This window comes from Microvirgula aerodenitrificans DSM 15089, from assembly GCF_000620105.1.
Classification (GTDB): domain Bacteria; phylum Pseudomonadota; class Gammaproteobacteria; order Burkholderiales; family Aquaspirillaceae; genus Microvirgula; species Microvirgula aerodenitrificans.
The window spans coordinates 1-20,990 of record NZ_JHVK01000036.1 but is presented as its reverse complement, the minus strand read 5'-3'; the positions used below and the strand labels follow the sequence as shown (position 1 = coordinate 20,990).

General features: G+C 59.7%; 26 protein-coding genes, 1 rRNA gene and 2 pseudogenes. 16 read left to right on the top strand and 13 right to left on the bottom strand.

Features of this window, described 5'->3' with window-relative positions:
- The 8 genes and pseudogenes from Q352_RS23000 to Q352_RS0117000 all read right to left on the bottom strand — a co-directional run.
- On the bottom strand, positions 1 to 201 hold a 201-nt coding region (locus tag Q352_RS23000), incomplete at its 3' end, for a transposase (RefSeq protein ID WP_156952590.1).
- A gap of 204 nt (positions 202 to 405) precedes the next feature.
- Positions 406 to 1,050, bottom strand: coding sequence for a Rossmann-fold NAD(P)-binding domain-containing protein (locus tag Q352_RS0117020; protein WP_036386867.1), 645 nt, complete (start codon positions 1,048 to 1,050; stop codon positions 406 to 408).
- Positions 1,051 to 1,065: 15 nt separating this feature from the next.
- Entirely contained in the window at positions 1,066 to 1,725 is a 660-nt protein-coding gene (locus Q352_RS0117015; RefSeq protein WP_028500363.1) for an SDR family oxidoreductase, read from the bottom strand.
- Positions 1,726 to 1,769: 44 nt separating this feature from the next.
- A pseudogene (locus Q352_RS24485) lies at positions 1,770 to 1,934 on the bottom strand (hypothetical protein); the annotation flags it as partial.
- Entirely contained in the window at positions 1,870 to 2,409 is a 540-nt protein-coding gene (locus Q352_RS24480; protein WP_373280125.1) for a serine hydrolase, read from the bottom strand. The gene Q352_RS24480 and the pseudogene Q352_RS24485, both read right to left, overlap by 65 nt.
- Positions 2,322 to 2,806: pseudogene (locus Q352_RS24475) on the bottom strand (serine hydrolase domain-containing protein). The gene Q352_RS24480 and the pseudogene Q352_RS24475 overlap by 88 nt, the downstream one beginning before the upstream one ends.
- A 108-nt stretch (positions 2,807 to 2,914) precedes the next feature.
- Positions 2,915 to 3,301, bottom strand: coding sequence for a nuclear transport factor 2 family protein (locus tag Q352_RS0117005; RefSeq protein WP_028500361.1), 387 nt, complete (start codon positions 3,299 to 3,301; stop codon positions 2,915 to 2,917).
- A gap of 74 nt (positions 3,302 to 3,375) precedes the next feature.
- Entirely contained in the window at positions 3,376 to 3,759 is a 384-nt protein-coding gene (locus Q352_RS0117000; RefSeq protein ID WP_028500360.1) for a nuclear transport factor 2 family protein, read from the bottom strand.
- A 256-nt stretch (positions 3,760 to 4,015) separates the two neighbouring features.
- On the opposite strand from Q352_RS0117000, the gene Q352_RS0116995 reads away from it, so the two are divergent.
- A complete protein-coding gene (locus Q352_RS0116995) occupies positions 4,016 to 4,165 on the top strand; it encodes a hypothetical protein (protein WP_156952589.1) in 150 nt (49 codons plus the stop codon).
- Here Q352_RS0116995 and Q352_RS0116990 read toward each other — a convergent pair.
- The gene (locus Q352_RS0116990) at positions 4,162 to 4,704 is read right to left on the bottom strand and encodes a TVP38/TMEM64 family protein (protein WP_211249645.1); all 543 of its coding nucleotides are present in this window, start codon (positions 4,702 to 4,704) and stop codon (positions 4,162 to 4,164) included. The genes Q352_RS0116995 and Q352_RS0116990 overlap by 4 nt on opposite strands.
- A gap of 260 nt (positions 4,705 to 4,964) precedes the next feature.
- Here Q352_RS0116990 and Q352_RS0116985 point away from each other — a divergent pair, with 260 nt between their 5' ends.
- Positions 4,965 to 5,597: a TetR/AcrR family transcriptional regulator gene (locus tag Q352_RS0116985; RefSeq protein WP_028500357.1), complete on the top strand. Its 633-nt coding sequence runs from the start codon at positions 4,965 to 4,967 to the stop codon at positions 5,595 to 5,597.
- A 302-nt stretch (positions 5,598 to 5,899) separates the two neighbouring features.
- On the opposite strand, the gene Q352_RS0116980 is transcribed toward Q352_RS0116985, so the two are convergent.
- Both Q352_RS0116980 and Q352_RS0116975 read right to left on the bottom strand, forming a co-directional pair.
- Positions 5,900 to 6,574, bottom strand: a complete 675-nt coding sequence (locus tag Q352_RS0116980) for an inovirus Gp2 family protein (protein WP_028500356.1) — start codon at positions 6,572 to 6,574, stop codon at positions 5,900 to 5,902.
- Between the two features lie 462 nt (positions 6,575 to 7,036).
- Complete coding sequence (locus tag Q352_RS0116975; protein WP_028500355.1) at positions 7,037 to 7,222, bottom strand: helix-turn-helix transcriptional regulator; 186 nt, start codon at positions 7,220 to 7,222, stop codon at positions 7,037 to 7,039.
- Between the two features lie 435 nt (positions 7,223 to 7,657).
- On the opposite strand from Q352_RS0116975, the gene Q352_RS23590 reads away from it, so the two are divergent.
- Positions 7,658 to 8,467, top strand: coding sequence for a hypothetical protein (locus tag Q352_RS23590; RefSeq protein WP_211249644.1), 810 nt, complete (start codon positions 7,658 to 7,660; stop codon positions 8,465 to 8,467).
- A gap of 667 nt (positions 8,468 to 9,134) precedes the next feature.
- Positions 9,135 to 9,503, top strand: a complete 369-nt coding sequence (locus tag Q352_RS21750) for a hypothetical protein (protein WP_146745100.1) — start codon at positions 9,135 to 9,137, stop codon at positions 9,501 to 9,503.
- A gap of 63 nt (positions 9,504 to 9,566) precedes the next feature.
- Here Q352_RS21750 and Q352_RS22475 read toward each other — a convergent pair whose 3' ends face one another.
- The gene (locus Q352_RS22475) at positions 9,567 to 11,201 is read right to left on the bottom strand and encodes a methyl-accepting chemotaxis protein (RefSeq protein ID WP_158537465.1); all 1,635 of its coding nucleotides are present in this window, start codon (positions 11,199 to 11,201) and stop codon (positions 9,567 to 9,569) included.
- A gap of 436 nt (positions 11,202 to 11,637) precedes the next feature.
- Here Q352_RS22475 and Q352_RS21740 point away from each other — a divergent pair, with 436 nt between their 5' ends.
- Positions 11,638 to 11,889: an alanine-zipper protein gene (locus Q352_RS21740; RefSeq protein WP_036386858.1), complete on the top strand. Its 252-nt coding sequence runs from the start codon at positions 11,638 to 11,640 to the stop codon at positions 11,887 to 11,889.
- Between the two features lie 97 nt (positions 11,890 to 11,986).
- On the opposite strand, the gene Q352_RS0116950 is transcribed toward Q352_RS21740, so the two are convergent.
- Positions 11,987 to 13,033, bottom strand: a complete 1,047-nt coding sequence (locus Q352_RS0116950; protein ID WP_036386856.1) for a L,D-transpeptidase family protein — start codon at positions 13,031 to 13,033, stop codon at positions 11,987 to 11,989.
- A gap of 169 nt (positions 13,034 to 13,202) precedes the next feature.
- Here Q352_RS0116950 and Q352_RS0116945 point away from each other — a divergent pair, with 169 nt between their 5' ends.
- The 11 genes from Q352_RS0116945 to Q352_RS0116895 form a co-directional block, all read left to right on the top strand.
- The gene (locus Q352_RS0116945) at positions 13,203 to 13,928 is read left to right on the top strand and encodes a helix-turn-helix transcriptional regulator (RefSeq protein WP_036386854.1); all 726 of its coding nucleotides are present in this window, start codon (positions 13,203 to 13,205) and stop codon (positions 13,926 to 13,928) included.
- Positions 13,929 to 13,941: 13 nt separating this feature from the next.
- Positions 13,942 to 14,157, top strand: coding sequence for a type III secretion system needle filament subunit SctF (gene sctF, locus Q352_RS0116940; protein ID WP_028500351.1), 216 nt, complete (start codon positions 13,942 to 13,944; stop codon positions 14,155 to 14,157).
- Positions 14,154 to 14,432, top strand: coding sequence for an EscG/YscG/SsaH family type III secretion system needle protein co-chaperone (locus Q352_RS0116935; protein WP_028500350.1), 279 nt, complete (start codon positions 14,154 to 14,156; stop codon positions 14,430 to 14,432). The genes sctF and Q352_RS0116935 overlap by 4 nt, the downstream gene beginning before the upstream one ends.
- A gap of 31 nt (positions 14,433 to 14,463) precedes the next feature.
- The gene (sctI, locus tag Q352_RS0116930; protein ID WP_028500349.1) at positions 14,464 to 14,802 is read left to right on the top strand and encodes a type III secretion system inner rod subunit SctI; all 339 of its coding nucleotides are present in this window, start codon (positions 14,464 to 14,466) and stop codon (positions 14,800 to 14,802) included.
- On the top strand, positions 14,799 to 15,587 hold the full coding sequence (gene sctJ, locus Q352_RS21735; protein ID WP_084300320.1) for a type III secretion system inner membrane ring lipoprotein SctJ: 789 nt from the start codon (positions 14,799 to 14,801) through the stop codon (positions 15,585 to 15,587). Before sctI ends, sctJ begins: the two co-directional genes overlap by 4 nt.
- A gap of 101 nt (positions 15,588 to 15,688) precedes the next feature.
- Complete coding sequence (locus Q352_RS21730; protein ID WP_051529055.1) at positions 15,689 to 16,504, top strand: mechanosensitive ion channel family protein; 816 nt, start codon at positions 15,689 to 15,691, stop codon at positions 16,502 to 16,504.
- 153 nt (positions 16,505 to 16,657) lie between these two features.
- Positions 16,658 to 17,398, top strand: a complete 741-nt coding sequence (locus Q352_RS0116915) for a sulfite exporter TauE/SafE family protein (protein WP_036386852.1) — start codon at positions 16,658 to 16,660, stop codon at positions 17,396 to 17,398.
- 297 nt (positions 17,399 to 17,695) lie between these two features.
- On the top strand, positions 17,696 to 18,814 hold the full coding sequence (locus Q352_RS0116910; protein WP_028500347.1) for a Re/Si-specific NAD(P)(+) transhydrogenase subunit alpha: 1,119 nt from the start codon (positions 17,696 to 17,698) through the stop codon (positions 18,812 to 18,814).
- An 11-nt stretch (positions 18,815 to 18,825) separates the two neighbouring features.
- A complete protein-coding gene (locus Q352_RS0116905) occupies positions 18,826 to 19,119 on the top strand; it encodes a proton-translocating transhydrogenase family protein (protein ID WP_028500346.1) in 294 nt (97 codons plus the stop codon).
- Between the two features lie 9 nt (positions 19,120 to 19,128).
- Positions 19,129 to 20,499, top strand: a complete 1,371-nt coding sequence (locus Q352_RS0116900) for an NAD(P)(+) transhydrogenase (Re/Si-specific) subunit beta (protein ID WP_028500345.1) — start codon at positions 19,129 to 19,131, stop codon at positions 20,497 to 20,499.
- A 364-nt stretch (positions 20,500 to 20,863) separates the two neighbouring features.
- Positions 20,864 to 20,990, top strand: a 16S ribosomal RNA gene (locus tag Q352_RS0116895); the annotation flags it as partial.

Sequence of the window (20,990 nt, the reverse complement as noted above, 5' to 3'; positions counted from 1 at the left end):
CACGAATGCCGGCGCGCTTGCCTGAGAGCGAGTGCGGTCGAGGCGAATCCACTTGTGTAGCAGATTGGCGTTGACACCGTGTGACAGCGCTACCGCGGCAATCGAGGCGCCGGGCTGGGCACACTCGGCAACGATCTGCGCCTTGAGGGGTTTGGGATAAGAGCGTCGCTGGCGCAACGTGGGGAGTTCGGTCTTCGGCATGGTGTCCACCAAAAAGAGGTGGACACTAAGCAGGACTGAACATGGCCTCAAGATGGGTTGCCCGGGCGCTTACGCTATATTCAATTTTTGGCATACTCATTTCCTCATCACTAAGATTTTTTATGCACTCGACGCGCGTTGTGGTGAAATGCATTTGGGCCGGGCAATACAGATGTTTGGTTTGGGCAGGACAAACCGCGTGATTCAGGTCAGGCGATCGGCCGTCACGACATGCTGGCCCGGCATGGGTTCCAGCGCGGCCTCCAGCAGTGCTCGCGCGATCTTCGGGGCGGGGTTCGGCCGCCATCGGAGGGGCAACAGCGCCCTAGTCAATCTGAGCGCAGAGACCAATATGCGCTCGCCCAGGCGGAACTCCTCGCGTTTGCCTTCTATGACGCCGGGACGCACGAAGGTTAGCGACGCGAACCCTTCACTAGTTAGTTCGCGCTCTAGCTCTCCTTTGACGCGGTTGTAGAAGAATCGCGAGTTGGCATCCGCACCGATAGCCGAATTCAGTACGTAGGTCGGTGTGCCGAACCCATGCGCCAGCCTTGCGACGGCTAGCGGATAGTCATGATCGACGCGCCGGAAAGCTGCTTGCGAGCCTGCAACCTTCATCGTGGTACCCAGTGTGCAGATCACGGCATCGGCATCCCACCAGGGGGCGCCTTGGTCGAGGCAGTCGAAGTCCACCTGAGGTGACGACAGTTTGGAATGATTGAGAGTCAGCGGGCGGCGCACGGGTGATACCACCGATGCGACACGCATATCGGCCAGTGCCAGATCCAGTACATGCCGCCCCACTAATCCAGTAACGCCGACCAGCAACAGTCTTTGGGTCGTCTTCATCGCATGGCTTCCGATTCAGGCATGTTCAAATTGCCGAATGGAGTCGCTGATGGGCGCGTCGCCCTGCGTCAGTTCAACTATGACTCTGCTGACGGCCGGACGTTCGATGATTTCGAGCAGCGTAGCAGCCACATCGTCACGTGGCACATCGCCATATGGGATCGCGAGACCCGTGCGAACTTTTCCGGTGCCGGGTGTATCCAAAAGCGTCCCAGGGCGAAGGATGACCCAATCCAGATCGCTTTCGACCAAATGCACGTCGGCAAGCTTTTTAATGGCCATGTAGTTCTCGAAGGTCTCAGAAACCTCCTTGTCTCGGAAGGTCTCGGGGAATGCCGAGACCAGCAGGAAGCGAGGCACTCCAGCCTTGCGGGCGGCGGCGACGGCCAGTTCAAGCCCAAAGCCGTCAATCGCTTTGGTCATCTCCATTCCGCCCTTGCCTCCAGCACCTGCGGAGAACACCACGGCATCGCTACCAACCATGAGTCGAGACAATCCCTCAGTGTCGAGGTCAAGCAAGCTGCCTAGCACCGGCGTTGCGCCAAGCGCCTGAAGTTCTTGGGTCTGCTCCAGGTTGCGATACAGAGCCAATGCTTGATGCCCGCGCTGGCTCAGTTGCTGTGTCAGCCGGCGGCCAACTTTGCCTGCTCCGCCAACGATGAATACCTTGGCCATGATGGACTCCTCTTAGTTTGTAGTGTTGTTGTGTCCTCAGGGCGCTAGCCGTATTCGGCATCGCGCACGTCGCCCGGGAAATGCCCGGGCATGCCTTCGAATCTGGTGTTGGTCAAGGCGACTACGATCAACTGATTGACCGGATCAACGAACCATGAGTGGCCATACACTCCGCCCCACTGAAGGGTGCCTTGAGCCTTGCGTTTTGGTGTCGATACCCACGTGGGCCTGCATCATCAGACGGACAGTTTCCAGCCGTAGCAAAGGCGCACCACCTGCGAGGATCACGTCCAAGAGTTGCAAGATGCCTCCTGCCGTACCGACCATCCCGGCGCCACCGGATTGATAAGACTGCGGGTCCAAAGTCCGGCTGGGCGAAAAGGTGACCGCCCTTTTGAATCCAGGAATGTCCAGCGGCACCGACATCCCGTCGATAATCTCAACTGGATCCAGCTTGCCATCCGCGTAAGGCTTGACCAATAGCTTCCGGCACGCGGCGTCGAAACCTGTATCGCCCAAGCCAAGTGGGCCGGTGACGCGTCTTTGAACGACCTCACTAAGGCTTCGTCCCTCACCCCTCTCAAGCACAGCACCGATTACGTCGATCGACAGGGAGTAGTTCCACCGCCCGCCTGGCGTAAAGAGCAGCGACGCCGCGCCAGGGCGCTCAAGGTTGTCGTGCAGGAGCAGATCCGGCTAATCCATGCTATCGGGATGTTCAGACGATGGTAGTCGCTGTTATCTGGCAACGAGAACCGGTAGCCTAGGCCTGCCGTATGCGTTAGCAACTGGTGCAAGGTGATGACTGGTTCCGTGCCATCTCTCAGGCGAGGCCGGAACGCGGGCAGGTAGCGTGTTACGGGCGCATCGAGGGCTCGTCGCCCCTTTTCAACCAGATGCATGACAGCAACTGTCACAATGGCTTGGTCACGGAGGCCAAGCGGAACACGCTGTCCTCGCGCATCGGTTCATGTGCCTCTCGATCAGCTAAACCAGTGGCCCTTTGATAGATTTTCTGACCATAACGACAAACAAGAACCACGCCGCCCACAGTTCGATGCTTAGCGACCGCTCGGTCAATAACGCCGTCAAGACGCGCTTGTATTGATTAAAGGGGCATAAGGCACTTCAGGGTTAGGATGGCATGGTCAGCGCAATCGGCCTGTAGAAGCAGGCCGCTGCGTGCGAATCAACCTTCGAATTGGTGGTAAACCTTGGCGATGACCTGCCACTTGCCGTCAATGCGGATCAGCGTCAAGTAATCGTTGTAATCGGCGCCAATTGCATCCTTTTCCATGTCAACCCGAACCACTGCGGTGGTCGGTGTGATGGCTAGTACGTCAAGTCGCGTCGTGATCTCGGGGGCCTTGCCGTTCTTCTTGACGAAATCGAACAGGTTGCCAATCGGACCACCCAGCAGTTCACCGTTGGTAAAGCCGTACATGACCGCGTCCTTGTGGAATGCCTCGGCTACGCCTTCAACACTGCCAATGCACAGTCCATCGACGTACTTCTGTGCCACGGCAATCACAGCGTTGTACTCACCAGTGGCAACAGCCTTGATGTTCTTGCTCATGAACTTTTCCTCTCAGAATGAATGGGGTCGTGAGCGTGCTTGTGGCGCGCCCTCAGTGTTGCAATAACAGCTTCTTAAGGCGCAACATGGGTGTGGTAGATCTTACTGACCACCGTCCATTTACCTTCGACCTTCAGCAGGTTAAAGAAATCGGTGAAGCAGAAGCCGGAGATGTCGTTGGTGTCGATACGCGCGCTGGCTGCGGAGCCAACAATGTCGATATTGACAATCACGCCCTGCGCTTCATGCGACGGACGGAAGGCCGTGTCGATGATGTCGAACAAGCCTTGGATCGGGCCGCCGGTAAGCTTGTTGTCGCCGTCGACGCCAAAGATGGTGGCCTGCTCGCTGAAAGCTGGCTTCATGATGCTGCTCTTGGCTTGTTTGCCGCCTTCGTTGTACTGGTTCAGCACTTCGACGATGGCGTTGTATTCCTGAACGTAAGTGGGTTTGCTCATGGCTTCACTCCTGGTTGGGGTTGGGGAAATGGTCAAAAAATACGTGGTTGGTCCCGCATCTGGATCACGCGTTGCCAGTAAAATCGGCGTGTTTGACATCGGTGGAACGCTAGGGGCCAAGCCATTGCAATCGGCTTTCGCGGTTGGCTAGCCACCAGCCGGCTTGGACGTTCCATTCGGGATAAGGGTGCTGCGGCTTGCATGCATACAGCATGCGTCGCGCATGGTGTGGGAAATGCGGGTCTCGCAAGGCGCTATGTCCCAAGGCGACAACGTCGGCCTGTCCCGATCTCACAACCGCCTCGGCCTGATGCGCATCAACGATCAGTTCTACAGCCATAGTGCTGATATCCGCCTCGCTGCGGATCTGCGCGGCAAGGGGCACCTGAAAGCCATAGCCGTTTAGATAACGACAGCGCGCGCAGACCGTGCAAGCACTACGATGACCAGCGCTACTGCGCCCATTCCGAGCCAGGTCAGCATGCGAACTCCATCACCACTAGCAGCCTGAGCGCTCAGGATGTCAGTGACATCGGAGGCTAGCGATCCCAAGTAAGCGTATAAAAAAGTGCCTGGAAGCAATCCCAGCCATGAGGCCAACGAAAAATCACGAGCAGGCATCTTGCTAGCGCCCAGAACGTAGCTGAGAGGCGCAAATGGTACGATGGAGGCAAGACGCAGCAGGAAAACAACGCGGAACCCGCCGCGCTCGACCGCCCGATCCGCAGCCGCCAGTCGCGGGTGGTGCGCCAAGCGCCGCTGCACCCTTGGTCGTGCAGCACGGCGACCTATGCCGAATGCCAGCACTGCGCTGAGCACTCCGACGGGAGAAATCAGAAGCGTTCCCCATAGCGGTCCATACAGATAGCCGGCAATAGCCGTCAAAGGCGAGGCAGGCAGAAAAGCCAACGTAGCCAGCACGAAGACCATCGCATACAGGGCCATGCCCCAGTGACCGAGGGCCCGCACGGCCTCCACCCAGTCGCCTGCACCCTGGGCTAGTGCGCTAATCATTGCTCAGGCCTTAGGTGCAGGCCATGCCGATGTTGTACCTCGTGCCAATAGGTTTGATGCCAGATAGATTTCACGTGGGGCCGCCTTTGATGACCAATAACTGTAGTGATCAATACAGAATCTCGGCATTGTATAGTGTTTGCTACAGATTTTGTCAAGCGACTTGATTGCAACCAAGTGAGTTAAAGCCCATGTTCAGTCCCGAACAACCAAAAACGCCCGCACGCAACAAGGGCCGCCCGCGCGGTTTCGACCGTGAGCAGGCATTGATCCAGGCCTTGGATGTGTTTTGGCGCAGGGGCTACGAGCCCGCCTCGATCAATGAGCTGTGCGCGGCAATGGGAATCAACCCTCCCAGCCTGTACGCAGCTTTCGGTAACAAGGCGAAGCTATTCCTGGAGGCAGTGGGCTTCTATGAGCGCACCTACTGGGATGCAACCTGGGCCAGGATGGGCGAGCAGCCCGACATCTATCACGCGATAGACGAGTTCTTCCGGGAGGCTGCGGGCATTCTTCTGTCACCTCATGCCCCTTGTGGCTGCCTAGTCGTCCTGGCAGCGATCAATGTGTCTCCTGACTCTGCAGAGGTTTCCGAGGCGGTTGCAACGTTGCGCCGTGATGGCAGGCAGCTTTTTGTCAACCGACTCAAGCTAGCCGTGGGTCAGGGGCAGTTGCCGGCCGATACCGATATCAAGTCGCTCGCTGCTGCGCTCAACACAATGCTGGAAGGCATGTCCATCCAGGCTCGCGACGGCCTTACGGCCCTTGCGATGACACGACTTGCTGCGCACGCAGTCAGGTTGCTTCCTGATCGCGCAAGCTAGGCGCTGCCGTCATCCAATTTTAGAGTGGATCGAAGAAATGACCATCCGGACGTTATCGCCATTGCCGATCATGTGGTGGATATGGGGCCGGGGGCAGGGAAGCAAGGCGGAAGGATCATTTTTGAGGGCCCGCCAGAGGCAATGATCAACGCCTCGGCATCAGTGACGGGACCATTCCTTTCGCGTCATTTTTCCGGGCGTTTGTGAGGTGATGCATGGAGCTTCGGCTCCTGCGCTGCTTTACTCGCAGTGGTCGAAGAGAGGTCTGTGCCTTGTCTCTCAGGAACCGGCCTATCCGGCCTTTATCTCCTGCTAGAACCAAATGCATGCTGCCCATCTCCATAGCCCTTGGTCGCAGCCTTGCAGAGGTAGCTGGCTCGATGAAAGAACGCTTCCAGCTCTTCTGCATCATCCCTACGCAGTCGATACGTTGAGTTGTCAGGCACATGGACCAGTCCAGTCACATCGTCGTGGGACAGTCTGAGTGCGCTGGACCAAGCGGACTGAATGCGGCTGTAGGTGTTCTCTTGGCCTGAGCCGATGCGCCCAAAGGAGAAGTAGGCATCCTGGTTGAGAAAGAGCACGCAGTGGTAGTGCGGCTTCCCAGTGAGGCCAAGTTCCCGGGCCCATACGTAGCGGACACTGGTGGGGTGGGCCTTGCCGTAGCTTTGACGGGACCGCTCACGGTCATGAGCAATCTTCGCCTTCAGCGAGTCAATGAAACGTGGCATCACTTGATTAGTGAATGCACCAAGGGGGAAGAGTTCTTCCTCCGGGAGCCGAAGATCAAACCGCAAGGCAAGGGTCCTGGGGTGCTCGTCCAGGGCACGCTGCAAGGTGTCATGGAGCCGGTCTAGATACTCCTGAATGAGCGGAGCATGCCTGATCATGACAGGGAGCCCACGAAAGCTGTCTGCGTGATGCAAGTGAAGATTTGTGTTGACGCTATGGCGCCGTGCTGTGGTGGAGGGGGGCATTTCGGGATCATCCTGTTGGTCGATACATAGACACAGCAGGAGATGTGTTTTTTTACTCCCCGGGAGAAGGGGAGCAGGATGGAAGCCCCTTGCAGTCATCCTGTTTCTCATTGGACGTATCGGGAATGGTGTTCTTGTGGCACGGCTCTGATCTGCCTTGGTGGATATCTGTAGTTCATTTCATTTGGTGGGAGTCCGTAATTCATTGTCTTGATGAGAGTCCGTAATTCATATTACTAAACAGAAATTTGCGCTCCCGTTTGTATCGCGGATTTCTTCTGAAAGTGGCCGCTATGCACGGGAATTTTTTCTGAACGTCAATCTGTAGAAATATTAGTCATGTGAAGTCTGGATGTTCCCTCGGACTGACTAGGGACAGCATAAAAGCCATGACCAGGGAAGAGCCTGGTCATGGCTTTGGTGCGTGGCTCGACTTCAGGTGTTTTCGACTGCTTTGGCGTGCTAGCTCAAGTCTCGTTCTTTGATTCTCTCCAGGATCCAGTCATGGACCTCGCTTTCCACCCAGCCGACACAGCGATTGCCCAAGGAGACGGGTTTTGGGAAGCTTCCTTCAGAAATGTTCTTGTAGATGGTCGAGCGAGCCAGCCCCGTTGAGTCGATGACTTCTTTCAGGCGGATGATTCTCATTGTGGAGTACCTCATGTTTGCACAGAGGATTGGCCAGCAATATATTTTTCCCCTTGCTCCCTACTTCAGGTTTGTGAGGAAAGGAGGCCGCCCAAGAGCCTGCTGTCATGAGTCGTCTGGGAGAGGGGGAGGCATTCTCTCTACCCTTGGTTGCATCACCGTGTGTTTGTGAACAGGTCCCATAGTTCCGACGAAGCTTCGGCATGATGAAGCTACTAAATTTCCTGCATAGGGGTAGTTTTTTTGCCCATAGATAGCCCCTAGGGAGTACATAGGGGATCCATTTGTTGAGGCTAGGATTGCAGTAGAGTTACTATGGTTTCTTGCTAGGGGAGCGATAAGATCATTCCTTTTCATTTTTAATGGCAATGGGGATATATTTTCCAATAGGGATTAACTATGGCAATTCGGTATAATGACGCATTGAGCAAGGTGATGGGTGACACTGCTGTTAATCACAGGCTTGATATTTGGGCATGGCTTTTTTTTAATAAATATCGAGGCGCAAAATTTGACTGTGTTGGGTGCGGAGGGGGATCAATGAGGCGAATGATTGCAGAACATTTGCAAAAACACCCTAGTCAGAAGGAAGATCTTTTAGAGGGAAAAGACTGGTTCATGGTGCCTGAGGGGGAACTTGCATGGATAACTGATGAAAAGAGGCAATATGAATGGCTTTTTTATAAACTACGAAGAATGACTGATGGAGGTGCTGTTTCTCTTTTGCCGAATTTGCAGGGACGTAGCCAGTTAGTTGCTATGATAGATATATGGGGCTTCAACACTGAGGAAAAGATTCGTGAGCTAAAAAGTATAAAGAAGGATTGGATTCAGCATAAAAGGGGGGATGATCGGTTTAAGTGGTTTGCCGATAAAGCCGAGGGTGAAAAGCGGTGTCGGTTTGCATCTGATTGGTTGCGGAAGAATGAGCCACATCTTGCTTGGCGTATAAAACCAATAGAGAATTATACGGAGTTACTTATTTTTTTCGATCGGGAAGATTTGGCTCAGGCTGAATTGAAATTGTTACTTATGAATATTCGGCGAGGCTGGAACCGCCAAGTCAGCAGAGAAAGACAAACGGATAAGAAGCAATACAATTTTATTTTGCCTAACAAGGTCGTCGACCTTCTTGATGAGCTGGCTGAAGCCCATGCCTTGAGGCGTGCTCAGGTTCTTGAACTCTTGATCAAGAAGGAGCATGAGCAAAATGTCTATTTGGCTGGCTGGGAAAGGCGATTCTAACGAGCCTGGCCATTGCATGGGCGCATGCATACTGGTCCAGATAGAAAATCTACCCATGCCATGACCAAGGGAAACAGGCGATGGCAGACAACAGCAAACGGTGGGCCCACCAGGTGCAAAAGTGCACTAGTGCTGGATGCCATCCAGAGCAAGACGGCAGTCGCCGGGGGACGTCGCCGGTGATCTGTCTCCTCAGGGGGTCACAACGGGGCATTACAAGACTATTTAGGCCTTCGCCTATGCCATCCATGTTGGATGGAGTTCCGGCGGCCGTTCGCCGAACCCTGGTCGTTGGCGGCGCGACAGCAGAAATACCGCAGCGGCCAGGCAACTTGGGTCGTCTGTGGTGATCATGCTCTTTTGCTGCCTAAGGCGCTCCATCGCAAGCCGTTCGCAGGCTTAGTCGCAATAAGGATCTGGCCAAATTTCATAGGCACTTCTTGTTTTAGGTACACGGTTAGGTACACAAAATGATTGATTGTTTAAAAAACGCTATATAAAACATCTAATTAATGATGTATTCAATGTTCTGCATCGAACGCGTGCCCGGCCGGAAGGGCGCTGCAGCGCCCTTGTTTTTTTGAGCATGGCACCGTTACACGAGCCGGAATGTCCCGGTGCTATTCTCGATTTTCCACTCATGCAGAATGGGCAATCGAGGCAAATCATGAAAAAGTCATTGCGAGCCAGCGTGCTTGTCATCGTGCTGGCCCTGGGCGGCCTCTCCGCCGCGAATGCCGGAGAGGGCAACCTGAGAGGGTCCGGTGACAGCTGGGGCCGTGGCTGGGAATCGAATGGCCGGGGCGGTTACCGGGGCTCTGGCGACAACTGGGGCAGCGGCTGGGAATCGGATGGCCGGGGCGGCTTCCGGGGGACCGGTGACAACTGGGGCCGTGGCTGGGAGTCTGACGGCCGGGGCGGCTACCGGGGGACTGGCGACAACTGGGGCAGCGGCTGGGAGGCGAACGGTCGCGGCGGCTTCAGGGGCACCGGCGATAACTGGGGCAAGAGCTTCGAAGGCAAGTTCACCCCGTAACCCCGTACCTGCAGTCGGGCATGTGCCGTCCTCTCCTTCGTGGTCCCTGCCCCCGTTCTTCGCCTAGGCGTCCGGCAGCCTGAACGCATTCACCGCCTGGCCGAGCTCGGCCGACAAGCGGGTCATGGCGCTGGCGTTGTCCGACATCTGGCCGACGATGGTGGTGTTTTCCTCCGCCATCTGCGCGACCTGTTCCATATGGCGGGTGATGTCGCCGCTGGAATGTTGCTGCTCCTTGACCGCGCTGGCGATGGAGCCGGACCGCTGCACGGTCAATTCGACGGCCGTTTCGCTGCGACGGAATGCGCCTTCGACCACGGCGATGCAGTGTTCGCTCGACTGCAGCGAATCCTGGCTCTGGCGCACGGCAATCTGCAACTGGCCGGAGCGGCTGGTCAGCACGCTGGTCACTTCGTTGATCTGGCTGGCTGACAGCGCAGACTTTTCCGCCAGCAGTCTGACTTCGTCGGCGACCACGGCAAAGCCGCGTCCGGCCTCACCCGCCCGTGCGGCCTCGATGGTTGCGTTCAGCGCCAGCAGATTGGTCTGGTCGGCGAGATCGCGCACCTGGCTGGTCATCAGGGAAATCCGGTGCGTGTCGTCGGAAAACGCGTTGACGTGACCGGAGACTTCCTCAACGTTCTGCTGGATCTTCTTCACTTCCGCAATCAGGTTGTTCAGCTGCACGGCGCCCTCCCGGGTGGTGGCCAGGCTTTCCTGCGCATGACTCTGTTGCTGGGCGGAGGCAGCGGCGACTTCGCCGATGCTGACGGTCAACTGCTCGACCGACGAGGCAACCGAGCTGGCGGCCTGGTTCTGCCGGTGTGATGCCTGCAGCACCAGTCCGGACGACGATGACAATTCATTGGCTACCTGGTCAACCTGTCCGGCGCTGCTGTTGATGGCGCGAACCGAGGTGACCAGCGCATCGCGCATGTCCGCCAGCGCACGCAGCAACTGGGCGATTTCGTCGTTGCCCCTGGGCAGGAGGGGCTGGCTCAGATCCCCTGCCGCCACGATTTTCGCCACCTGCACCGCGGCGGCCAGCGGCCGGGTGATGGAGCGGATGATCTGGACCGCAATCGCGACCGTGACCAGCGTGCAGACAGCGCTGATGATCCAGGTCAGCAGTTGCGCCTGCCGGCCTTCCCGGGTCGCGCTCCGGCTCTGCTCCATGGTGCGACCCAGCGTTTCGGTGTTCAGCTTGTCGAGCTGGTCGAACAGCTTGTCGTTCAGCGGGGCCAGTTCCTTCATCAGTGCGATGGCTTCTTCGCCCTGGTTCCGGGTAGCCAGCGCCTGGACCCTGGCCTGCAGCGGATCAACCAGCGCCTTGGTCTTCAGCACATCCTGGAACAGCGTGGTCGATGCGCTCGGCGGGTAGCGGGAATACAGTTCGGACAGCGCCTGTATGCCGTCGCCGAGTTTTTGCTGCAGCCGGTTCAATTCGTCGTTGATTCTTTTGTTATCTTCATCGCTGCTCGCGGCAATCAATTCCTGCAGGCGAAATATCTGCAAAGTCTGATTGGAAGTCGCCGCATTGATGATGGTGACTTTGGGCAAGCGGTTTTCCGAGGTATTGGATGCCGCGTCGAGCAGGACGGAATATCCGGAATTTACCGTCGCCAGCACGATGGCAAGCAGTAATAGCGTAAACCCGAAGCCGATTGCCAGTTTATGACTGATACTTAATCTGTTCATTGCGGATCCCATGCGGTTTTTGTGCTGGCCCTCCCCCGGACTCGGCATGCGGCATGCTGAACAGCGGATGGACAGGGTGCTTCGCTGTATCGGAGCCTCTGCGGAGGGGCTGAAACCCGCCGCTGCCAACAACTGATATTGGCGCCGGAAACCCGGAAATCTCCTGGCTGAGATCATGATTTTTATGCTGAATTGGTTGTTAAAAGGCCTGTTTTTATTCTTTAAGAATTAATCGTGCCGTTGCCGGCAAACTGCCGGAATGAAAAGCGGGCCGGCACAAGCTTGCCTTTTCCGAATCCAGTGTTAGTAATGGGTGAGGGGGTGTGCCCGATAACGCCGCTGGCGGGCACCGTACTGCCTTGCTGCGGACACCCGGTTTCCAGTCGGAATCGGGTATTTCTGCCTCCTGTTTTCCTTCACAAAAGGAGTACATACGATGGATCTGAAATCCTATACCGGCCTGATGTCGGTCTGCCTGGTGCTGGGCCTGTCCGCCTGCGCGACCGACGGCGCGACCAAGGCCGAAGTCCAGCATGCGCAGGCGACGGCTGACCAGGCGCTGTCCACCGCCAATCAGGCACTGAATCAGGCGAACGATGCCAGTGCCAAGGCGGACCAGGCGATGTCGACATCGAATCAGACCCGCGAGCAACTGCAGCGCATGGGGCAGAAGGGCATGATGAAGTAGGACATGTCGAACCGTCCCGCAGGCTGCATGCGGCACGGGGGCGCACCGGCGGCCAGACTGGCGTCGGTGTGCGTCGACAACGACGAACGGCCCCTGCTCAGTCGGTGCCCGCCGCGCTGCCGGGCCGGACTGGCGGACTGGCCTGATTGGCGTCGCTGCCATACGGCGGGTGGGTGTAGGGCCGTGCCGGCGCATCGGCCAGCCGCCGGGCCGGCAGCGGGCTGCCGACAGCCAGCGGCACCGGCAGCGCACTGCCCGATCCGAGCAGTGCCTTTGCCCGTGCCCAGTCCAGTTCCTCGGGCGGGCCGGCGCGGGGAGGCAGCGCGGCAATGCGGGCACGCAGCGTGTCCAGCCCGACGGGGGCCGCCGGATATTCGCTTACGCCCGGATAGCGTGCCATCACCACGCCGCCGTGGCGGATGCCGACCACCAGCGGGCGGTTCTCGATGCGGACCGGCAGGCCGGCCGCGACCTGTCCGAACAGCTGTACCGCGTCTTCAGGATACAGATGCAGGCAGCCGTGACTCTGGCGCAGTCCCAGCCCCCATGGCTTGTTGGTGCCATGGATGAAGATGCCCCTGAAGCCGGTCTGGATCGCCAGCATGCCCATCGGATTGTCGACACCGGGCGGAAAATAGTCGGGAAACGGCTCGCCGCCCGCCTCGTGCTCGGCCTTGATGCTGCGCGGCACGATCCATGCCGGATCCTTGTACTTGCCGACGACCCGGGTGTCTCCCAGCGGCGTTGACCAGCCCTCGCGGGCGATGCTGACCGGAAAGGTGATGACTGTGGCCGGTCGCCTGGCCGTTTTGGGCGGGAAGTAGAACAGCCGGCGCTGCGGGATGTTGACCACAATGCCGCGCCACGGTTTTGGTGGCAGGATGTACTCGGTCGGAATGATCACGCGCTGGCCCGCTCCCGGCACCCAGGGGTCGAGCCGGGGGTTGGACAGCGTGATGTCCAGCGCGCCGGTATCGAAATAGCGCGCGAGGTCGAACAGCGTATTGTCCGGCGTCGGCGTGACCACGAAGGCTTCGCCGACCACGGTGTCGCCCTGTGTCGGCAAGGCGAACTCCAGCGCCGGCGCGGCGGTGGCAAACAGCCCCGCCAGCACGGGGATGCCAAGGCGGAATGGGGGGCGCACGGGACCTCCTGGTACAACGGTCTGGGTACCCTTCACGTTAGCCCTGCAGGCGGCAGCTTGCCATTCCGTTCGCCGCCGGCGCACGGTTTCAGGTCAACACCCGATACACAATGACCCTCCGCAATCCCGATCATGTCACCCGGGCCAAACAGCGAGCCAGGGTAATGCGATGCAAGCAGTGAGATTCATCGTCAGCAGGCACGGTGGCCAGTTGAGGATACAGGGCCGGCAGCATGACTACCCGCCTGACTGCCTGGTAGTGACCGGCAACGATGCCGCCGTCGGCATGGACGTCCGGGGGGGACGCATGCCGTATTTCGACGTCCAGGCTGCTGACTTCCGGGCCATCTATCCTGATGTGCTGGGCCTGCTGGACGAGGTGCCGCAGGGACGGTTCCTGCGCGAACCGGTCCGCATCGTCGGCGCGGACCGCGACGTGCTCGGCGTTGTCCTGCTGCTGGCGGAATCCATGCCGGTCACGCTGCTGCGCTTCACCTACGTCTACTGCCTCGGCGTTGACCGGCATTACTTTTCCGCCCTGCTGCGGCACAGCATCTCCGGCGACCAGGCTTTTTCCGACTTTATCCAGGCCAACTACCTGAACCAGTGGTCGGTCGTCCGCTTTGCCGAGGCGTTCGACATGCCGCTGCGCAAGTTCAACATCCTGTTCCAGGACATGTACGGCATGACCGCCAAGCGCTGGCTGCTGGAACAACGCCTGCAGCATGCGCGCGGGCTGCTGCTGTCGACGCCGATGCGGGTGCTCGATATCGCGCTCGAATGCGGTTTTTCCAATCACGCCCATTTTACCGACAGCTTCCGCCGCCGCTTTCATTGCAATCCCAGGCAGTTCCGCCTGCGGGCTGCGAACAAGCCGTGCACCGATTACCGATGACAGGAAATCAATCATGGACATCAATACCGTTACCCACCAGCTGTCCCGGCGGGTGGAACTGGCCGGGCAGGACATCCAGGCCAAAATGACCGCCAGCAATCTCGACAATCCGGCCCGCATGCTGGAAGCCCAGTTCGCGATCCAGCAGTACTCGGTGTTCGTCGCCTATGAAAGCGCATTGATCAGGGCGTTCAAGGACATGCTGTCCGGCATCATCCAGAAAATATGACCCGACCGCCGCGCGATACCTGCCGCCTGATTGCCGAAGCCGCCCTGGCTGCCGTCAACCATGGCCTGTACCGGGAAGCCGAGTCGATCCGTGCCGCCCTGCCGTGGCTGGTCGGGGACAGCGGGGTCCGGCGGATTCTCGAGGCGTCGCTGCTGGTGGGCCTCGGCCAGCCGGAGGCGGCCATGGCCCTGCTGGAAGGCGACGCTTCTGCCGAGGCCGCCGTGCTGCGCCGGCTGGTGCACGGTGAGGCCATGCCCGACATGCCCCGCGTCTGAGGACGCAATCGCCCCTTCCCGGAGAACGAAAATGGAAATCCAGACTCTCACGGCACCGCTGCCATCCCGGCCGGACGCTGTGCCCGCCTCGCCCGATCCGGCCGAGGTCGACCGCTTTGCCCGGGCCCTGTCCGGCCCGCCGGACGGGACGCTGCCGGAAGCGGCGATGACCGACCAGCTGCAGACCAGGGTGAAGGAGATTGACGGTGCCCTGGCCGCCGCCCGCGGGGAAGGCCGCCTGCCGGGCCACCCGGCCGATATGCTGATGGTGCAGGCCGCGCTGCTCAAATCGCTGATCGAGGTCGACCTGATGGCCAAGACGGCAGGGTCCCTGTCGCAGGGCATCAACCGGCTGGTGAACATGCAATGAACCCGCGCGCGCGCCGACTGGCCGGAGGACTGTGCCTGCTGCTGTGCCTGGGCGGATGCAAGGTCGACCTGTACAGCGGCCTGGTCGAGGACGAGGCAAACCAGATGCTGGCCCTGCTGATGCTGCGTGGCATCGAGGCCGACAAGGACGTGACCGGCGGGGGCGACATCACCATCCGGGTCGACAAGGCGCAATTCGTCAATGCCGTCGAAGTCCTGCGCCAGCACGGATTGCCCGGCAAGAAAACCGACAGCATGGGAGACCTGTTTCCGTCCGGGCAGCTGGTGACCTCGCCGGCGCAGGAACAGGCAAAGATCCTCTATCTGAAGGAACAGCTGCTGGAAAAGATGCTGCGTGGCATGGAGGGCGTCGTCAGTGCCCAGGTGTCGATTGCCGAAAGCGCCAGTCAGCACCGGCGCGAGCCGCCAACCCTGTCGGCATCGGTATTCATCAAGCACAGCCCGGAAGTGAACCTGGCCAACCGGGAGGCGGATATTCGCCATCTGGTGTTCAACGGCATACCGAATCTCCAGCCGGAAAAGATCAGCCTTCTCCTGCAGGCAACGGCCTATCGCTACCAGCCGCGTTCGCCTCCGCCGCCCGGGGCGGCTGGCTGGCTGGCGAGCCGGCGTCCTGTCCTGATCGCGCTGCTGGCCGGGCACATACTGCACCCGTTCGGCATTGCCATGCCGGCCCCGAATCCACCGCGCGTGCTGGGCATCCTGCTGACCTGGCTGGCGCTGCTGCTGGCTGCACTGCTCGGGTTGATGCGCGTGTTTGCCTGAGGTGCATACCGGCCAGGCAAATCGGGCTTGCGCCTGCCAACGGGTTGCCTACAACAAGCAGTATTAACTATCTGACTTGATGGACCCGGGGGGAGAGGCACATGGAAACGTTGTCCCTGTCGTCGATACAGGCGGTTGTGATCGCCAACCTGCTGCCGATTGCGTGGAAGCTGATCGGGGCGCTGCTGCTGTGGTGGATTGGCGGTTTCGTCATCAAGGGACTGCGTGCGGCCTTTGCGCGGATGATGACAGTGCGGAAGATCGACACCACGCTGGCGCGTTATCTTGAAGCATCCTTCAACGTATTCCTGAAACTGCTGCTGTTCATTGCCGTGCTGTCGGTGCTCGGCATCGCGACCACCACCTTCGCGGCCGTACTGGCGGCGGCCGGCCTGGCCATTGGCGTGGCCTGGTCCGGCCTGCTGGCCAACTTTGCCGCCGGGCTGTTCCTGATGGTGCTGCGGCCGTTCCAGGTCGGCGACATGATCAATGCGGGGGGCGTGGTCGGCACGGTGCGCGATATCGGCCTGTTCGCCACCACCATCGACACGCTGGACAATCTGCATACCATCGTCGGCAACAACAAGCTGTTTTCGGACAATATCGTCAACCTGAGCGCCAACCCGTACCGGCGTGTCGACCTGAAGATGCAGCTGGCCAATGGCGTCGATATCGTCGCCGTGGCCGCTGCCCTGCGCAACCGGCTGTCGACGCTGCCCGGCGTGCAGCCCGACCCGGCGCCCTCGGTCGAACTGCTGGAGTTCAACCTGGCCGGCCCGGTGCTGGCGGTACGGCCGTTCTGTCACAACGACGTGTACTGGGATGTGTATTTCGCCACCAATCAGGCGATCAGCGACGTGGCACGCGACAACCAGCTGCCGCCGGCCGAACAGCCGGTGCTGGTCCGGCAGCGGTAACGGTCATGGTACGGAGCTGGCCGGTGGCGAGACGGATGAAGATCAGGTTTTGACTCCCCCCGGCCAGCGGGCTAGGCTTGCCCCCCCTATGCCCTACAGGCCGCCATCCGGCGGGCAAACGCTGTGCTCTACGATGTTGTTTTTCTTTGTGTCATGGCGTTTGCCGCCGGGCTGATCGATTCCGCAGTGGGCGGTGGCGGGCTGATCCAGGTACCAGCGCTGTTCAATACCCTGCCGCGGGTCGATGCGGCCACGCTGCTCGGCACCAACAAGTTCTCCTCCATCTTCGGTACCGGCAGTGCGGCCCGCAGCTTCATGACCCGGGTCCGGCTGCCATGGTCGCTGGTGCTGCCGGCGGCCGGCTGTGCGTTCGTGTTCGCCTTCGTCGGTGCCGCTGCCGTCAGCCTGGTGCCGAAAGCGGTCATGAAGCCAGCCGTGCTGGTCATGCTGATCGGCATGGCGGCCTACACGCTGTGGAAAAAAGACTTCGGCAAGCTGCATGCGCCGGCCGTCATCGGCACGCGCGAGCGCTGGATCGCCGTGCTGATCGGCTGTGCCATCGGTTTCTACGACGGCATTTTCGGCCCCGGTACCGGCAGCTTCCTGATCTTCCTGTTCATCCGCTTCTTTGCGTTCGACTTCCTGCACGCATCGGCGGCGGCCAAGTTCGTCAACCTGGCGACCAATCTGGCGGCGCTGAGCTTCTTCATCCCGGCCGGGCATATCCTGTTCGGCTTTGCGGTGCCGATGGCGGTGTCCAATGTGGCCGGCAGCCTGGTCGGCACGCATCTGGCAATACGGGGCGGCGCCGGATTCATACGTGTCCTATTCTTGATTCTGCTCAGTATCCTGATCGGGAAGTTTGCCTACGATTTGTTCGTCCCTATCGGCTGAGTGACGTCAGATCCGAATCCACCCCGGTCCGGCATGTCGACCGGGGTTTGTCGTTTGTGCCTGCGCGGCGCGGCGACCTGCCACCGTCCCGGCAATTGCTGCGCTGCAAAAAAACAGTGGCGAGTGTGTGCCATTGCCATGAAAATGCTTTTCAAATTACAAGATATGCGTTTGAATGCGGATGATCATTTTCAAACGAGTGTTTGAAATATTCAACAGATTGCACTGCAACGCCGCGCCGGGTGCGTGTGCGGGGCGGTTTACCGGTTTCATTCCAACCATCCAAACGAGGTAACCATGCAAATCGTCATTCCCGCCGAATGCGCGGGTGAGACGCGGGTCGCCGCTACGCCGGAAACGGTGAAGAAGCTCGTGCAGGCCGGCCATGCCGTCGCCGTGCAGAGCGGAGCGGGCGTCGCGTCAGCCGTGCCGGATGCGGTGTTCAGCGAGGCCGGGGCGGAAATCGTCGCCGACCGCGCGACACTGCTCGGCCGCGGCGACATCGTGCTGACCGTGCGCGAGCCGCAGGCTGCGGACATCGCCGCGCTGAAAGCTGGTGCCATCCTCATTGGCCAGCTGAAGCCGTACCAGAACACGCTGCTGCCGCAACTGGCGGCGCAGCAGGTCAGCGCTTTCGCCATGGAACTGCTGCCGCGGACCACGCGTGCGCAGTCGATGGACGTCCTGTCCAGCCAGAACAACCTCGGCGGCTATCGCGCCGTGCTGCTGGCCACCCAGTACTACCCGCGCATGATGCCGATGATGATGACCGCCGCCGGTACCGTAAAACCGGCTCGGGTGCTGATTCTCGGCGTCGGCGTCGCCGGCCTGCAGGCCATCGCGACCGCCAAGCGCCTGGGTGCCGTGGTCGAAGCCTTCGACGTGCGGCCGTCCACCAAGGAACAGGTCGAATCGCTCGGTGCCAAGTTCGTCGAAGTGCCGATGACCGACGAGGAAAAGGCCGCCAGCGATGGCGTCTACGCCAGGGAAATGAGCGACGACTACAAGCGCCGCCAGGGTGAACTGGTCGACAAGCACGCGCGTGCCGCCGACATCATCATCACCACCGCGCTGATTCCGGGCAAACCGGCACCGAAGCTGCTGTCGGCGGCCACCATTGCCGGCATGAAGGCCGGCAGCGTGATCATCGACATGGCGGCCGAGGCCGGCGGCAACGGCGAGGGCACCCGTCCGGGCGAGGTCTGCCAGACCGACAACGGCGTATACCTGGTCGGCACGACCAACTTGCCGGGCCTGGTCGCCGCCGATGCCTCGGCGCTGTACGCGAAGAACCTGCTGACCTTCCTGAACCTGATGTTCGGCAAGGACGGCGCATTCCAACTCAATCTCGAAGACGACCTGCTCGCTGCCACACTGGTGACCCACCAGGGCCAGGTCCGCTTCGGTCAGTCATAAGGAGAGACATCATGGTCGATCCGTTCGTGACCAGTGTCACCATCTTCGTACTGGCGATCTTCGTCGGCTACCACGTGGTGTGGAACGTCACTCCCGCATTGCACACCCCGCTGATGGCCGTCACCAACGCCATCTCGTCGATCATCATCGTTGGCGCCATGCTGCAGGTGGTCGAGATCAACGGCAGCGAAATCACGCTGACGTCGGTTCTCGGCACCCTGGCCATGCTGCTGGCGTCGATCAACATCTTCGGCGGCTTCATGGTGACCCAGCGCATGCTGGAAATGTTCAAGAAGAAGAAATAAGAGGACGCGATGGAAAATATCACCGCAATCCTTTATCTGATTGCCGCCATTTGCTTCATCCTGGCACTCAAGGGGCTCTCTTCGCCGAAAGCGGCGCAGCGGGGCAATTTCTACGGCATCGCCGGCATGGCGATCGCGTTCATCACCACCCTGGCCCTGGCTGACAAGCCGATCTGGGGGCTGATGGGCGGCGCGGTCATCATCGGTGGCCTGATCGGCGGCACCCTGGCCAAGCGCGTGCAGATGACGCAAATGCCGGAACTGGTCGCCGCCATGCACTCGCTGGTCGGCCTGGCCGCCGTGCTGATCTCCGTCGCGGCGATCTTCCACGAAGGCGCCAACCATACCGGCGTGCAGCGCATCGAGCTGTTCATTGGCGCGTTTATCGGTGCGATCACCTTTACCGCATCGGTCATTGCCTACGGCAAGCTGTCGGGCAAGTTCGGCAGCAAGGCCGTGTCGTTCAACGGTCAGCATCTGCTGAACCTGGTGCTGGCGATTGCCATGATCGGCTTCGGCATTGCCTACTACCTGACCGAGGCGCACGCCGCCTTCCTGGCCATGCTGGCCGTGGCGCTGGTGCTGGGCGTGACCCTGATCATCCCGATCGGCGGCGCGGACATGCCGGTCGTGGTGTCGATGCTGAACTCGTACTCGGGCTGGGCGGCAGCCGGTATCGGCTTCACCCTCAACAACCCGGTGCTGATCATTGCCGGTTCGCTGGTGGGCTCGTCCGGTGCCATCCTGTCGTACATCATGTGCAAGGCGATGAACCGCTCGATCTTCAACGTGCTGCTGGGCGGCTTCGGTTCCGGCCCGGCGGCGGCGGGTGCAGCCAGTTCGGGTCCGAAGAACTACAAATCGGGCAGCCCGGATGACGCGGCCTTCCTGATGACCAATGCCGACAGCGTGATCATCGTCCCGGGCTACGGCCTGGCTGTGGCCCGTGCCCAGCATGCACTGCAGGAGTTCGCCAAGCTGCTGACCGAGAAGGGGGTCAGGGTACGTTACGCGATCCACCCGGTCGCAGGGCGGATGCCGGGGCACATGAACGTGCTGCTGGCCGAGGCCGACGTGCCGTACGAGCAGGTGCAGGAGATGGAGGAGATCAACACCGACTTCGCCACCACCGACGTCGTGCTGGTGATCGGCGCCAACGACGTGGTCAACCCGGCCGCCCAGAAAGACCCGGCCAGCCCGATCTACGGCATGCCGATCCTGGAAGCCTACAAGGCGCGCACCGTGCTGGTGGTCAAGCGCTCGATGGCGGCAGGCTACGCCGGTCTGGACAACGATCTGTTCTACATGGATCGGACCATGATGGTGTTCGGCGACGCGAAAAAAGTGGTCGAAGACCTGCTCAAGGCAGCAGATCAGTAACTTTTCGACCCTGTACCCAGAAACCGCCGGGCTCGCCCGGCGGTTTTTTCATGGAGGGGAAGAATCGAGATAATTGTGCAAAACACTGAAAAACAAACCGATTTTTCGTTTTTTGAGAAAATTATCAGATTTTCTTTGCCGAAAGCGTTGACGGACCGGCACGGCAGACGTATAGTTCGCTTCCTCGCTGCACGACGCAGCGCCGAACGAAGCAGCAAGTTGCTGATTCAGTTCGGAAAAACGCTCTTTAACAAAACAGACAACCGATAAGTGTAGGCGCTTGCTGAAAAGCAAGGCTTACACAGTCAAGGAAGAACTTTCAGAAGTTCTTTTGAGAATTGCGTCAGCCAGTTTTGCAAAGATTGAACTGAAGAGTTTGATCCTGGCTCAGATTGAACGCTGGCGGCATGCTTTACACATGCAAGTCGAACGGTAACAGGGGAGCTTGCTCCCGCTGACGAGTGGCGAACGGGTGAGTAATGCATCGGAAC

Bases quoted from the DNA above. Each gene is read 5' to 3' on its own strand.
- Q352_RS0116985 (WP_028500357.1), top strand. From the start codon at position 4,965: ATGTTCAGTCCCGAACAACCAAAAACGCCCGCACGCAACAAGGGCCGC.
- Q352_RS21750 (WP_146745100.1), top strand. From the start codon at position 9,135: ATGAAAAAGTCATTGCGAGCCAGCGTGCTTGTCATCGTGCTGGCCCTG.
- Q352_RS0116980 (WP_028500356.1), bottom strand. From the start codon at position 6,574: ATGCCCCCCTCCACCACAGCACGGCGCCATAGCGTCAACACAAATCTT.
- sctI (WP_028500349.1), top strand. From the start codon at position 14,464: ATGGAAATCCAGACTCTCACGGCACCGCTGCCATCCCGGCCGGACGCT.
- Q352_RS23590 (WP_211249644.1), top strand. From the start codon at position 7,658: ATGGGTGACACTGCTGTTAATCACAGGCTTGATATTTGGGCATGGCTT.
- Q352_RS0116945 (WP_036386854.1), top strand. From the start codon at position 13,203: ATGCAAGCAGTGAGATTCATCGTCAGCAGGCACGGTGGCCAGTTGAGG.
- Q352_RS0116910 (WP_028500347.1), top strand. From the start codon at position 17,696: ATGCAAATCGTCATTCCCGCCGAATGCGCGGGTGAGACGCGGGTCGCC.
- Q352_RS0117000 (WP_028500360.1), bottom strand. From the start codon at position 3,759: ATGAGCAAACCCACTTACGTTCAGGAATACAACGCCATCGTCGAAGTG.
- sctF (WP_028500351.1), top strand. From the start codon at position 13,942: ATGGACATCAATACCGTTACCCACCAGCTGTCCCGGCGGGTGGAACTG.
- Q352_RS0117015 (WP_028500363.1), bottom strand. From the start codon at position 1,725: ATGGCCAAGGTATTCATCGTTGGCGGAGCAGGCAAAGTTGGCCGCCGG.
- Q352_RS21740 (WP_036386858.1), top strand. From the start codon at position 11,638: ATGGATCTGAAATCCTATACCGGCCTGATGTCGGTCTGCCTGGTGCTG.
- Q352_RS22475 (WP_158537465.1), bottom strand. From the start codon at position 11,201: ATGAACAGATTAAGTATCAGTCATAAACTGGCAATCGGCTTCGGGTTT.
- Q352_RS0116900 (WP_028500345.1), top strand. From the start codon at position 19,129: ATGGAAAATATCACCGCAATCCTTTATCTGATTGCCGCCATTTGCTTC.
- Q352_RS0117005 (WP_028500361.1), bottom strand. From the start codon at position 3,301: ATGAGCAAGAACATCAAGGCTGTTGCCACTGGTGAGTACAACGCTGTG.
- Q352_RS0116990 (WP_211249645.1), bottom strand. From the start codon at position 4,704: ATGGCCCTGTATGCGATGGTCTTCGTGCTGGCTACGTTGGCTTTTCTG.
- Q352_RS21730 (WP_051529055.1), top strand. From the start codon at position 15,689: ATGGAAACGTTGTCCCTGTCGTCGATACAGGCGGTTGTGATCGCCAAC.
- Q352_RS0116915 (WP_036386852.1), top strand. From the start codon at position 16,658: ATGGCGTTTGCCGCCGGGCTGATCGATTCCGCAGTGGGCGGTGGCGGG.
- Q352_RS0117020 (WP_036386867.1), bottom strand. From the start codon at position 1,050: ATGAAGACGACCCAAAGACTGTTGCTGGTCGGCGTTACTGGATTAGTG.
- sctJ (WP_084300320.1), top strand. From the start codon at position 14,799: ATGAACCCGCGCGCGCGCCGACTGGCCGGAGGACTGTGCCTGCTGCTG.
- Q352_RS0116995 (WP_156952589.1), top strand. From the start codon at position 4,016: ATGTCCCAAGGCGACAACGTCGGCCTGTCCCGATCTCACAACCGCCTC.
- Q352_RS0116935 (WP_028500350.1), top strand. From the start codon at position 14,154: ATGACCCGACCGCCGCGCGATACCTGCCGCCTGATTGCCGAAGCCGCC.
- Q352_RS0116905 (WP_028500346.1), top strand. From the start codon at position 18,826: ATGGTCGATCCGTTCGTGACCAGTGTCACCATCTTCGTACTGGCGATC.
- Q352_RS0116975 (WP_028500355.1), bottom strand. From the start codon at position 7,222: ATGAGAATCATCCGCCTGAAAGAAGTCATCGACTCAACGGGGCTGGCT.